General features: G+C 64.9%; 12 protein-coding genes and 1 pseudogene. 5 read left to right on the plus strand and 8 right to left on the minus strand.

Annotated features, from left to right (window positions below; genetic code table 11):
- Positions 1–61 precede the first annotated feature (61 nt).
- Both AKG07_RS05685 and AKG07_RS05690 read right to left on the minus strand, forming a co-directional pair.
- The gene (locus tag AKG07_RS05685; RefSeq protein WP_053096609.1) at positions 62–280 is read right to left on the minus strand and encodes a hypothetical protein; all 219 of its coding nucleotides are present in this window, start codon (positions 278–280) and stop codon (positions 62–64) included.
- The gene (locus AKG07_RS05690; RefSeq protein ID WP_053096611.1) at positions 277–900 is read right to left on the minus strand and encodes an ArsR/SmtB family transcription factor; all 624 of its coding nucleotides are present in this window, start codon (positions 898–900) and stop codon (positions 277–279) included. Before AKG07_RS05690 ends, AKG07_RS05685 begins: the two co-directional genes overlap by 4 nt.
- Before the next feature lie 156 nt (positions 901–1,056).
- Between AKG07_RS05690 and AKG07_RS05695 the strand changes: the two genes are divergently transcribed.
- Positions 1,057–3,108: a M3 family metallopeptidase gene (locus tag AKG07_RS05695; protein WP_053096613.1), complete on the plus strand. Its 2,052-nt coding sequence runs from the start codon at positions 1,057–1,059 to the stop codon at positions 3,106–3,108.
- Between the two features lie 22 nt (positions 3,109–3,130).
- Here AKG07_RS05695 and AKG07_RS05700 read toward each other — a convergent pair whose 3' ends face one another.
- The 4 genes from AKG07_RS05700 to AKG07_RS05715 all read right to left on the minus strand — a co-directional run bounded on the left by AKG07_RS05700 (position 3,131) and on the right by AKG07_RS05715 (position 6,633).
- Entirely contained in the window at positions 3,131–3,667 is a 537-nt protein-coding gene (locus AKG07_RS05700) for an NUDIX hydrolase (RefSeq protein WP_082297836.1), read from the minus strand.
- Positions 3,664–4,932: an ATP-dependent Clp protease ATP-binding subunit ClpX gene (clpX, locus tag AKG07_RS05705; protein ID WP_053096617.1), complete on the minus strand. Its 1,269-nt coding sequence runs from the start codon at positions 4,930–4,932 to the stop codon at positions 3,664–3,666. Before clpX ends, AKG07_RS05700 begins: the two co-directional genes overlap by 4 nt.
- A gap of 155 nt (positions 4,933–5,087) precedes the next feature.
- The gene (locus AKG07_RS05710; protein ID WP_150115080.1) at positions 5,088–5,936 is read right to left on the minus strand and encodes a hypothetical protein; all 849 of its coding nucleotides are present in this window, start codon (positions 5,934–5,936) and stop codon (positions 5,088–5,090) included.
- Positions 5,937–6,117: 181 nt separating this feature from the next.
- On the minus strand, positions 6,118–6,633 hold the full coding sequence (locus AKG07_RS05715) for an RNA polymerase sigma factor (RefSeq protein ID WP_053096621.1): 516 nt from the start codon (positions 6,631–6,633) through the stop codon (positions 6,118–6,120).
- A 227-nt stretch (positions 6,634–6,860) separates the two neighbouring features.
- Between AKG07_RS05715 and AKG07_RS05720 the strand changes: the two genes are divergently transcribed.
- The 4 genes from AKG07_RS05720 to AKG07_RS17435 all read left to right on the plus strand — a co-directional run bounded on the left by AKG07_RS05720 (position 6,861) and on the right by AKG07_RS17435 (position 11,423).
- Positions 6,861–7,262 (plus strand): peptidase inhibitor family I36 protein, encoded by a 402-nt coding sequence (locus tag AKG07_RS05720; protein WP_053096622.1) that lies wholly within the window; start codon positions 6,861–6,863, stop codon positions 7,260–7,262.
- A gap of 167 nt (positions 7,263–7,429) precedes the next feature.
- Positions 7,430–8,176 carry a hypothetical protein gene (locus AKG07_RS05725; RefSeq protein ID WP_053096624.1) on the plus strand — a complete coding sequence of 249 codons (747 nt, stop codon included), beginning with the start codon at positions 7,430–7,432 and terminating at the stop codon, positions 8,174–8,176.
- A gap of 113 nt (positions 8,177–8,289) precedes the next feature.
- A complete protein-coding gene (locus AKG07_RS05730; RefSeq protein ID WP_053096626.1) occupies positions 8,290–9,513 on the plus strand; it encodes a peptidoglycan-binding domain-containing protein in 1,224 nt (407 codons plus the stop codon).
- Positions 9,513–11,423, plus strand: a complete 1,911-nt coding sequence (locus tag AKG07_RS17435) for an ABC transporter ATP-binding protein/permease (RefSeq protein WP_082297838.1) — start codon at positions 9,513–9,515, stop codon at positions 11,421–11,423. The genes AKG07_RS05730 and AKG07_RS17435 overlap by 1 nt, the downstream gene beginning before the upstream one ends.
- A gap of 414 nt (positions 11,424–11,837) precedes the next feature.
- Here the strand turns inward: AKG07_RS17435 and AKG07_RS18030 are convergent, their stop codons facing one another.
- Both AKG07_RS18030 and AKG07_RS18230 read right to left on the minus strand, forming a co-directional pair.
- Positions 11,838–12,011, minus strand: a complete 174-nt coding sequence (locus AKG07_RS18030; protein ID WP_233277334.1) for a hypothetical protein — start codon at positions 12,009–12,011, stop codon at positions 11,838–11,840.
- Positions 12,012–12,075: 64 nt separating this feature from the next.
- Positions 12,076–12,303: pseudogene (locus AKG07_RS18230) on the minus strand (DUF4304 domain-containing protein); the annotation flags it as partial.
- Between the last annotated feature and the right edge of the window lie 11 nt (positions 12,304–12,314).

Raw genomic sequence — 12,314 nt, forward strand, 5'->3', positions numbered from 1 at the left:
TCTGATCAGAAAGCCCCCTGTCCGGAACTCCAGACAGGGGGCTTCGCTGCGTGTGGCGATGTCATCGACGCGGCAGGCCGAGCTGCGCGAGCATGTGGTCGACGGCGTGGGGATCGTGGCGTCTGGTCTGCTGCTCGCGCAGGAGATCCAGCGCGAGCGTCCGCTTCTCGGCCCGACGTTCGATGCGATGTTCCACGAAGGCCGTGAGCAGACCGGCGAGGCCGAGCAGCCTGCGCTCAGTGCGCGTCGGGGCGACGAGTCGGATGGTCGCGCTGGTCATGATTCCTCCGTCTTCGAGTCGGCGGCATCCGCGAGCACAGCACCGGAGGCCGGCAGGTCGAAGAGCTCGGTGCGCAGCGACACCCGGCGCACATCCGGCCCGGTCTGGCCGCGGAATCGCTCGACCGCGCTGTCGACCACGGCCATGAGCTCATCCTTGAGACCCGCCATCTGCGAGGGGGTCATCTCGAGCAGAGTCGTGGCGATCAACCCGGTGTCCTTCCAGCCCTCGGGCACGTCCGTGTCCGGCCGATTCACGTAGGACATCAGGGTCTCGTGGCGAAGTCGGAAGAACTCGGACGAGACGATCTGCGCCGCGGCTCGATTCGCCGGTGACATGCTCTGACTGGGACCGGGGATGTCGATGCGTCCTTCGGGAAGCTCCCACCAGCGCTCTCGGGCCGTGCCGCGGCCCTCGACCTCGTGGATGAGGTCGTGCGCCGAGAGCGTTCGCAGGTGATAGCTGGTCGACCCGGACGTCTCACCCAGCATCGAGGCGAGCGAACTCGCCGTCTGCGGCCCGTGAGTGCTGAGCAGGTCGAAGATCCTCACACGCAGCGGGTGAGCGAGGGCTTTGAGCGCCCCCGCGTCGAGGCGTCGCAACTGCAGTTCGTCTTCCATACCGTCGACGATACTCTTGCAAAGCCTTCTTTGCAAGCTAACGTTTGCAAATGAACCTTTGCACGTGTTCTACGGCACACGGCCAGAGCCCGTGTCGTCACGGACGCCGCCGCCGGGAAGCGAGTCCCTGTAGCGGGTGATGGCTAGGCTCAGAGGATGACCGACGTCGCGAATCCCCTGCTTCAGCCGTCCACGCTCCCCTACGGTCTTCCCGACTTCGCTGCCATCGGGCCCGAGCACTACCTGCCGGCATTCCAGGCCGCGTTCGACGAGCACCTCCGAGAGATCGCCCGGATCACGATGGTGCGCTCGATGCCCACCTTCGAGAACACGATCGAGGCGCTGGAGCGCTCAGGAGAGCTGCTCGACCGCGTCGCGCACGCGTTCTACACCGTAACCTCGGCCGATGCGACGCCGGAGATCCAGGAGATCGACGAACAGCTCGCTCCTCTCATGGCGGCCCATCAGGATGCCATCACTCTCGACGCTGCGCTGTACTGGCGCGTCCAGCAGGTGCACTCGCACCTCGACGATCTCGAGCTCGATGATGAGCAGCGGTACCTCGTCGAACGGCACCACCGCGAGATGACCCACGCGGGCGCGGCCCTCGGCGACGAGGCGAAGAGCAGACTCACCGCCCTGAACCAGCAGCTGTCGACGCTGAACAACACCTTCGAGCGCAACCTCCTCAACGACACGAACGACCTCGCGGTGGTGTTCGACTCGCCCGAGGAGCTCGCGGGCCTCAGCAGCGGTGAGCTCTCCGCAGCGGCTCGCTCGGCGGCGGATCGCGGCCTCGACGGACGCTTCGTCATCTCCCTCCCGCTGTTCACCGGGCATCCGTACCTGGCGCAGCTCCGCGATCGCGAGTCGCGTCGCCGCATCCTGGCGGCCTCGCAGTCGCGCGCGTCGCGTAACAACGGGAACGACAATCGTCCCGTGCTCGCCGAGATCGTGCGCCTCCGCGCCGAGCGCGCGGCACTGCTCGGCTATGCCTCGCACGCCGCGTACGTGACGGCAGATGAGACGGCCGGCACGCCGGAGGCGGTCGAGCGGATGCTGCGCGATCTCGCGGCGCCATCTGCACGCAACGCACGAACCGAGAAGGAAGCCCTGCAGGCGATCGTCGACGAGACCGAGGCGACGCCCTTCGCGGTCGAGGCGCACGACTGGGCTTTCTACACGGAGAAGGTGCGGACCGCCCGATACGCGATCGACACGAGCGCGCTCCGTCCGTGGTTCGAGGCCGAGCGGGTCCTGAAGGACGGCGTGTTCTTCGCTGCGACGAAGCTCTACGGGGTGACGTTCGCAGAGCGCCGGGACCTCCGGGCCTACCACCCGGGTGCGCGTGTGTTCGAGGTGAGGGACGCGGACGGGAGCGCGGTCGGACTGTACGTGCTCGATCTCTATACCCGCGACTCGAAGCGCGGTGGCGCCTGGATGAATCCGATCGTGAGCCAGTCGCGCCTGCGCGGGACGCTGCCCGTGGTGGTCAACAACCTCAACGTGGCGCTCCCCGGAGAGGGAGAGCCCACGCTGCTCACCCTCGACGAGGTCACGACGCTCTTCCACGAGTTCGGCCACGCTCTGCATGGCCTTTTCGCCGTCGTCACCTACCCGCACTTCGCCGGAACGAACGTCTTCCGCGACTTCGTGGAGTTCCCGAGTCAGGTGAACGAGATGTGGATCCTGTGGCCCGAGGTCCTCGACAACTATGCCCGGCATCATGAGACGGGAGAGCCGCTCGACCCCGCGATCGTCGAACGACTGCGCGCGACGGAGACGTTCAACCAGGGCCACGACACGAGCGAATACCTCGCAGCCGCCTGGCTTGACCAGGCATGGCATCGCGTGAGCACGCAGACGGAGATCCTCGACGTGGCCGGCTTCGAGGCCGCCGCCCTCGCCGACATCGGACTCGACGATCCTGCCGTGCCGACCCGCTACTCGTCGACCTATTTCGCACACGTCTTCTCGGGCGGATACAGCGCCGGCTACTACTCCTACATCTGGAGTGAGGTTCTCGACGCGGACACCGTCGAGTGGTTCCGTGAGAACGGCGGACTCACCCGCGAGAACGGCGACCGGTTCCGCTTCCGTCTCCTCGGCGTCGGAGGGTCCAAGGATCCGCTCGACGCCTACCGCGATTTCCGCGGGCGCGATGCAGAGATCGCACCGCTCCTGAAGCGGCGCGGACTCGAGGCGTGATCAGGTCGCACGCCGCGTGACCTCAGCGGTCGAGCAGCTCCATCGCCTTGTACCAGGTGAGCTGGTGGTAGCTCTGCGCGAGGTGATCGCCGAGGCCGTCGAGAGACACGACGTGCACGGCGATCGCCTCGCTCTCATCGAGCGACTGCTCGGCGACTCGCACGCAGCCCCGCGCGAGGAAGTGATGCACCCGGTTGGTGTGGCTGCCGAAGTTGGCCCAGGTGGGACCGAGGTCGATCATCTCGTCGGGCTCGTACCCGGTCTCCTCGCGCAGCTCGCGGATGGCGGCCGCTTCCGGTGACTCGCCGGCCTCCAGACCGCCACCGATCGTCCCGACCGCGACGATTCCTGCACCATGGCGATACTCGTCGACGACGATCGCGTGGCCATCCCGATCGACGGCGAGCACCGAGATCCAGTCGCCGTATTCGAGCACGTAGTACGGAGCGATCGAGTGTCCTCGCTCGTCGACGCAGTCATCCGCGCGCACGCGGATCCAGCGGTCTGCATGCACCAGCTTGCTGTCGACCACCCGCCAGGGCGAGGGAGCGGAACTCACGCGCTCTTGCGCTTGCGCTCCATCACGATCGTCGGCGGAGCGCCCTCGTCGACGGCCGCCTGGGTGACGATGACCTTGGCGACGTCTTCGGCCGAGGGGATCTCGAACATGATCGGACCGAGCACGTCTTCGAGGATGGCCCGCAGTCCGCGAGCGCCGGTCTTGCGCTCGACGGCGAGGTCGGCGATCGAACGGAGCGCGCCCTCTTCGAATTCGAGCTGAACGCCGTCGAGTTCGAACATGCGCTGGTACTGCTTGACGAGTGCGTTGCGCGGACCAGTGAGGATGTCGATGAGCGCATCCTGGTCGAGCGGAGACACCGATGTCACGACCGGAAGACGACCGATGAACTCGGGGATCAGACCGAACTTGTGCAGGTCCTCCGGAAGCACCTCGCTGAACAGGTCGAGGTCCTTGCCCTTGTCGTGCAGCGGAGCACCGAAGCCGATTCCGTGCTTGCCGACGCGTGCCGACACGATGTCCTCGAGGCCCGCGAACGCGCCCGCGACGATGAACAGCACGTTGGACGTGTCGATTTGGAGGAACTCCTGGTGCGGGTGCTTGCGCCCACCCTGCGGGGGCACCGATGCGACCGTTCCCTCGATGATCTTCAGCAGGGCCTGCTGGACGCCCTCACCTGAGACATCGCGGGTGATCGAGGGGTTCTCCGCCTTGCGGGCGATCTTGTCGACTTCGTCGATGTAGATGATGCCCTGCTCTGCGCGCTTGACGTCGTAGTCCGCCGCCTGGATGAGCTTGAGCAGGATGTTCTCGACATCCTCGCCGACGTAGCCGGCCTCGGTGAGCGCCGTGGCGTCCGCGACAGCGAACGGCACGTTGAGCTTCTTCGCGAGGGTCTGGGCGAGGTAGGTCTTGCCGCATCCGGTCGGCCCGATGAGCAGGATGTTGCTCTTCGCGATCTCGACGCTCTCGGCCTTCTGCTCGGCCGTCTGGAGGGTGCCGTGCGCGCGGATCCGCTTGTAGTGGTTGTACACCGCGACGGCCAGTGCCTTCTTGGCTGGCTCCTGTCCGACGACGTACTCCTCGAGGAAAGAGAAGATCTCGCGCGGCTTGGGGAGTTCGAAGTCCGCCGTGCCGTCGGCGGAGGACTCGGCCATCCGCTCCTCGATGATCTCGTTGCACAGCTCGACGCACTCGTCGCAGATGTACACACCGGGTCCTGCGATGAGCTGCTGCACCTGCTTCTGGCTCTTTCCGCAGAATGAGCACTTGAACAGGTCAGCGCTTTCGCCGATACGGGCCATGCGCGTCCTCCTAGGGGGGATCCTGAGATCGTCTACTGAGCCTAACCGCTGCATCCGACACCGGGACGCATTGGCGCGGCGTCGTACATCTCGAGTCCGTATCGCCCGTCCGCGTCTGCTCCGCCCAGACTCCGCGCAGAGCATCGGAGGGCACGTTATCTGCGCCAGGCGAAATAGCCCGTCACCGAAGGCGAAGGGATATCAGTGCGACCCTGTGCGATGTAGTGCGTCTCGACGGCAAGGACCTGGCCACTGTCCGTGGCGACGAGCAGGTACTCCTCGTACGAGGGGTCCTCTTCGTGTGCAGCCGAGAACGCGATCGCATCACGGCCCAGTCGGTCAGTCACGGCCCCGACGACTTTGAGATTCTCCTCATGCGCGAAGTACTCGAGCACCGTGGCTTCCTCTGCCGACGAGAGCTGACGCTGCCGCATGAGATCCGCGACCGAGTTGATGATCAGGGCAGCATCCGGAAGCTCGGTGGTCTCATACGCCTTGGCGAAGTATGCGGGGATCTGGTCGCTCTCTGATGGCAGTGGTTCTGTGAACCGCAGTTCCGGGCTGCCCGCTGGCCACTCTTCCTCGGACATGAGCTCACCGACAGCAGGGACGCCCTCGGTCACCGGTTGGCCGTCGGCGTCGACGGACGGACCTGCCTTGACGACCTGGTGCACTGCGCCGTCGGGCTGAACGGTGATGTCGTAATCCAGGTTCACCACATTCGCGCTCTGGCGCTCGCCGTCTGACATCACGACGAGCGACCACGCCAGAGCCGAGATCTTCGTGACCTCGGGGTCGGGTGTCGGACTCTCGGCACCGAGCATCACCTTCTGACTCAGGTCCATGAGCAGTTCCTCGCGCGGCTGGGGAACCGGAGATACATCGAGCAGAGGCGGAGTCGCTGCATATGTCGGAGCAGTCGGAAAGAACAGCGTCAGCCCGAGGGCGACGACAGCCCCGGCCGCGGCAGTGGCGGCCAACAGCGACATCAGCCTGCCGCTCACTGGTCGCGCCGTACGTCTAGCTGGCCTGGCGTGTCTGGCGTGCCTGGCGCGTCTAGTCCGGCGGAGATCCTGGGCGGTGAGCTGTCCTGCGGAAAGCAGCTCAGCCAGCTCTTTCTCCGCCCGAGCAGTGAGCGGCAGAGTTCGATGCCCGCTCTCGGGGCGCGCTGCACGAATTCTTCGTTCAAACTCGTCCATCGCTGATCGCCTCCTCGTCATGAATGTCTTGTTCGCGTGGAAGCAGATGTCTGAATCGCTCGCGAGCACGCATCAGACGAATCCGCACTGCGATCGCACTGATGCCGAGAATCGCTGCGATCTCGACTCGCGAGAGTTCCTCCCAATAGGCCATGTACAAGAGCTCGCGGTCGGCCTCCGGCAACCTGCGAAGAGCTCGTCGCACCTCGATGGCGTCGTCCGCCGCTGACCCGAAACTGTCATCCACGGTGAGGATCGGACCGGCGTCGGAGACGAAAGAGCCGAGGCGTCCTTGACGCCGGTACTCGTTGCCGATCACGTTGCGAAGAGTCGTATACAACCACGGCAGGGTTATCGCTGCGCCATCGTCATGCCGAGCCCAAGCGACGCGGAACACCTCGGCCGTCACGTCTTCGGCGTCGGCAGTCCCGCCGAGACGCTGCTGAGCCACGGTCAAGATCAACCGATAGTGCTTCCGATAGAAATCCGGGAACTGATCCAACCGCGTGCCCCCTTCCGCAGCTCTCCTGAACCATCTATTTCCGCACACGGCCGATGTGTTTCACATTCTGTTACGGATCTTCGGGCGGGTGGAATATATCCGTTTCTTGGAAACGAACGCCATCACTTCGGAAACAACCCATGTAGCGGGGAACTCCGCGTTCTGGTTCGGAAGGAATGACAATGAAGACATCACTTGAAGTCAGAAGAGGTCGCAGAAGAATCGCCATGACTCTGATCGCACTGGCAGCTCCGCTGATCGCATTGTTCGGGTTCGCGGCGCCTGCCAGCGCCGCTCCGAGCTACTGCAGTCTCGGCAGGGCCTGCGTCTGGGACGATCCGGACTTCAACACGAACGGCAGCTATGCGGGCGTGCTGTGGTTCGAGTACTACGTCACGCCGATGTCGAGCTACAACTACGCCGGAACCTCAGTGAACGCTGGCAACACAGCAGACTCATGGTTCAACAACGGTCGGTACTCGGTCGCGTGTTTCTACGACACCGCCACCGGCGGTTACGGCGGGTCCTCGGTCTGCCTCAACACGAACCAGGGCGACGGCAACATTGAGAACAGCTCCGGAATCGTCCAGGGTCTTGCCTGGGACCCCAACGCCGCAAAGTTCGTCTGACCATCATGAGGCGACCCAGGCAGGTCATACTCGCTCGCCGGGCCGTCGGCACCATCGTCGTGGCCGCCACCGTCAGCGTGGCGGCCGCGTGTGCGCCCGCTGCCACGGATCAGCACCCAAACGCCTTGTATACAGAGGGCAAGGACATCGCTCGATGGAGGCTCCCCTTGGATCCCTATCTCCTCTCAGATCTGCAGTTAACGAAGGCGGCATACGCCGCAGCGCTCACCGTCAATGACTGCCTCGCCGACAAAGGGATCGACGATCCCGTTCCATACGTGGACATCGACGCCGCGTATGGCTCCGACGTCACAGTTCGGAAATGGTTCGATCTGAAGATCGCTCAGACGCACGGCTACCACGAGCCTTCGCAGCAGCGCCCCGCCGGCCTCAAGGCGTGGGACGACTTCCAGCGTCAAGCGTCGACGCCGTCCGAGGACGAGGCGTTCTTGGCGTGTCGTGACGACCCTGCCACCGTCAGCCCTGGATACAGCAACACCCTGATGAACTTCACATCGGGTCTGGCCGCCGCGGCGTATTCCGGAGCGAGCAAGGACCCCGCTGTTCTCGAGTCCGCTGCCGCGTGGAACGCCTGCATGGCCGATGTGGGCATCGAAGACCTCCCGTTGACCCCGATCGAGATGCCCAGCGAGTCCGTTCGTCAGCGCCTTGGGCTGGGCGCGAGCATCGACGGCCCCATCACGGAGCCCACCGGTGAAGAGATCGACCTGGCGACCACCGACGCCGAGTGCCGAGACTCGTCGGGCTTCACCAAAGCGTTCTACGACGCTCTGTGGACCCGGGAGAGCTCGATGCTTGAAGACAACGAAGCGGCACTCGTGGACGCCGGCGCCGAGATCGAGAGCATAACGTCGGAGATCGACGACATCATCGCGGAGTCGCGAGCACGATGACGCGCGTCGGTGAGAGTACGTCCTTGGAGGATCTCCTCAGCCCTGCCGGGCCCACAGACCCCCTTCGGCCAGGTGGGCGCACTCTTGGTCGAAGGGCACCTGGCCGACGCGCGATGCTGGTGATGGTTGTCGCGGTTACCATTGCGGCTCTGCTTGCTGGCGGATGGGCGGTCGCGTCGGCGTTCCGCTCCCCCAGCCAGATCGCCAGTGACGCCGCAGCGCCGCCGCCTTCAGGGATCACAGCGCCCGTGGAACAAGGAATCCTCGCCGAGACCCTGACGGTGCAGGGTGAGGTGCGGGCAGGTGATCAGACGTCGACCAGTCTGGCTGCCCCTGGAGAGGGCGGTGTTGCAGTCGTGACCGACGCGCCTGTTGCGATCGGCTCTCAGGTCTCGGCCGGCCAGGTGCTCCTCGAGATCAACGCCCAGCCGACCTTCGCCCTACCTGGCGCGTTTCCGTTCTTCCGAGATCTGCGCACCGGCGACACCGGGCGCGACGTCGAGCAGCTGCAGCACGCGTTGACCGCCGCCGGATACTCCACGACGGCAGATGGGATCTTCGGCCCGGGAACAGAGCGTTCACTCACCAGCCTCTACGCCGACCAGGGCTACAAGGTCCCCCTAGAAGCGGCAATCGCAGCCGAGGACAGCTCTGTTGTGGCCAAGGAAGCCCCGGCGCCCTCGCAAGAGCCCGCTACTCCCTCGGACTCCGCCACCCCGGGAGTCCAGCCGGTCCCAGTAGCCCCGTCGGTGCCTGTCGCTCCAACAGTGCCGAAGATGCAAGCCGTCGCCAGGTCGAGCGCGTTCGTGGTGACCTCGGCTCTACCAGCTGCTGTCGTCGCGGCGCCAGGTGTCGGTTCGCTGCCCGATGATGCAGCGGTCGTCTTCGCCAAAGGATCTCCCATCGCCTCAGCTACCGTGATCGCAGCCACCGCGGCCCAGCTCGAAGTCGGCTTCGAGGCGAAAGCAACGATCGCAGGGACCGAAGTCCACCTCGTCCTGCAGAACATCGGAGTGGCCGACGAGGAAGGTCTGGTTCCGATCACCTTCGTGACAGCCGACTCTGGCGACCCTGGCACTGCACCCATCCCGGACTCGTCCGTCGGAGAGAAGCCCGTACTCGTGGTGACCCGCAGCGTGGTCGCGAGGGATGCTCTCCTCGTGCCGAGTCGTGCTGTCGCCTCCCGCGGCTCGAGTCGATACGTTCTGCGCCAAAACTCCGACGGTGATTTCCAGGAGGTGCCGGTAAAGGAGATCGGCGAGCTGAACGGCCTCAGCGCCATTGAGATCCTGAACGACGAGAAGCTGAAGCCAGGCGAACAAGTGAGAGTCCAGTAGTGCCCGGGCTGACCCTTCGAGATATCACCAAGCGCTACGGCACCCGCCAGTCCTCAGTAGACGCGCTGCGCGGCGTCGACCTGGAGATCCCTCAAGGCAGCTACATCGCCATCCTGGGTGAATCGGGTAGTGGCAAGTCGACACTGCTCAACATCCTTGGGCTGCTCGATGCTCCGTCGACAGGAAATTACCTGATCGATAGTCAGGACGTTGCCGCACTGAAAGAACGCGCAGCATGCGCCCACCGCTCTGAGACATTCGCTTTCGTCTTCCAGGCCTTCCACCTCCTCGACCGCCGATCAGTCGTCGAGAACGTGGAACTGTCGATGCACTATCGCGGTGTAGACCCCAACAGGATGAGGACGCGAGCCCTTGCGGCGCTCGCTGACGTGGGAATCCCAGACCTTGCCGATGCGAAGCCACGCCAGCTGTCCGGCGGACAACGTCAACGCGTAGCGATCGCTCGGGCGCTCGCGTCCGGGGCGCCCATCGTCGTGGCAGATGAGCCCACAGGCAACCTTGACTCGAGCACCACTGAAGCGGTCATGACGAGCTTCGAGAACCTCCGTCATCATGGCGCGACGCTGGTCCTCGTAACCCACTCGGAACAGATCGCCCAGCATGCTGACCGACAGATCCATGTCGTGGACGGCAAAGTTCAGGAGCGCACCGAAGATGGCTGCACCGAGAGACTTCCTCTCATCAGGCCCCGCGAAGAACCCAAAACGCCGGGGAAGGCGTCCACTGTGCGGCCAGCAGCTGCAGTCAGAGACGCCGCTGCGAACATGCTGAGCCGCCCCGGGCGCGCTGCCGGACTCATCGCAGCGATCGCGGTCGCTGCGACCCTGTTCGTGGCGACCCTGGGACTTTCAGCCACAGCACAGCAGCAGGTCTCCGAGAGCTTCGATGCCGTCAAGAGTCGCGACGTCACCGCTACCGTCTCCGGCGATGGCGTCTCAGCGACGATCGAAACCGGCATCCCGGATGCTGCTAGGTCCTTGGCGGAACTGAATGGCTCAGCCTCCGTGGCCATCCTCGAGGATCTCGGCACGGCGAGCGTGCGCGTGGGCGCCCCACGCGATGCGGTGGACACATCCACATACGCGAGCTACGGAGACATCAGGACTGCGCTACGCCTCGACATCGACTGGACGGATGCGCCAGTGGCGTCGCTCGCTTCGAACCAGGTGCTCGTCGGTGAGTATCTGGCCGAGGGCATCGGGATGGCCCCGGTCGATCTGGCTCCGACCATCGAGATCGCCGGCCGGACCCTCGTCGTCGTGGGAGTTATCACTGATTCTCCTCGCGCGCCCGATCTGCTCGGCAAGGCCGTGATCGGAGGCGGCGAGAGCCCTGAGAGCGCGAACCTTCCGACGAGCACGGTTACGGCCTATGTCGTCACCGAACTTGGTGCCGCTGCAAGCATTGCGGAGGAAGCGCCGCTGGTGCTCGACCCTGTTCAGCCGGAACGCGTCGATGTCGCATCTCCCCCGCCAGCGGACTCACTGCGCGCGAACGTGGAGGCGAGCGTCGCGCTGAGTCTGGCGTTGCTTACGATCGTGACCGGACTCGCTGCTGCGGCCTCAGTGACGATCGCCACCCTCTCGGCCGTCGCCGAACGACGCAACGAGATCGGACTACGGCGTGCGATCGGAGCGCGCAAGAGCCACATCGCGACGATGCTGCTGCTCGAATCCTTGCTTATCGGATTGTTCGGCAGTCTCCTCGGCATCGTCACTGGGATGGCCGCAGTACTCGCTGTGACGATCGCGCAGAGATGGACACCGGTCTTCGACCCCGTCCTCGCTCTCGCCGCCCTCGGAGCTGGAATCGCCATCGCCGCTCTCGGCGCGATCGCTGGAGCAGTTCGCGCCAACCGCATTGTTCCCGCAGACGCACTGCGGTCGTGATCGCGACGGCGAGCTGGACATACGTGAACGATCCGATCGGCGTCTCCGACCGTCGAATGAGATCCCACGGCGCCTCAATGATCCTCGAAGATGGCGACGGTGCCGTAGGCCTCGTTGGCGCGGGTCCTCCCGGAACCGAATGCCGTGGGCCAGCATGCGCGCGTGCTGCTGCTCGAAATCATCGGTCTCGAGAGAGAACGCGACGTCGCCAGCGGCTTGGCGGCCAGCTCGCAGGGGTTCCCGCACCATGCCGTCATCGCACGATCAGGAGTTGCCGGGTCTCTGATCGGCAGTGCCGGTCCACTCGAACGATGCCGAATGCTGAGAGCCCCGTAGCTGATGCTGCGGGGCTCTCGTGCGCGCGGGGGGCGGATTCCGCCGACGCTAGACCAGGCTCTTGGTGTGCCAGACGGTCTACGTGTTTCCAGGCTCGGTCAGGTCACCCGTGGCCATGCAGAGCTGCATCGCCGGAAGCACGACGTCGACGATCAGGTCAGCGATCTCGACCGCGAGCTCTCGGCGCCCCCTCCCGCTCGCATCGAGCGACCACCAACGGTCCTGGCCGTCGATGAGTTGCCCTGCTCGCACCTCCCCAGAACACTCCTATGCGCCCGTATCCGACGTTCGGCGACGGCTTCGCCGGATAGTGTCGCTCCGCGCGCACCTGGTTCCAGAAGGCTTTCGGGATCACCTGCGCGTTGATCGTCAACCTCGACCGACTGCTCGTACTCGCAGTCGATGTCTGAATACCGACCTGAGCGAACCAGTCGGCATCGGGGAACACGAACGTCCGCTCCGTACCTCGAAATCCCGCCGCCCGCAGAATCGGCGCGACATCTTCTCGCAGCATCGAACGCAGCTGCTCTTGCGCAGTAACCATCGCTGAGGTCA

It is taken from the genome of Microbacterium sp. CGR1 (assembly GCF_001266755.1).
GTDB lineage: Bacteria > Actinomycetota > Actinomycetes > Actinomycetales > Microbacteriaceae > Microbacterium.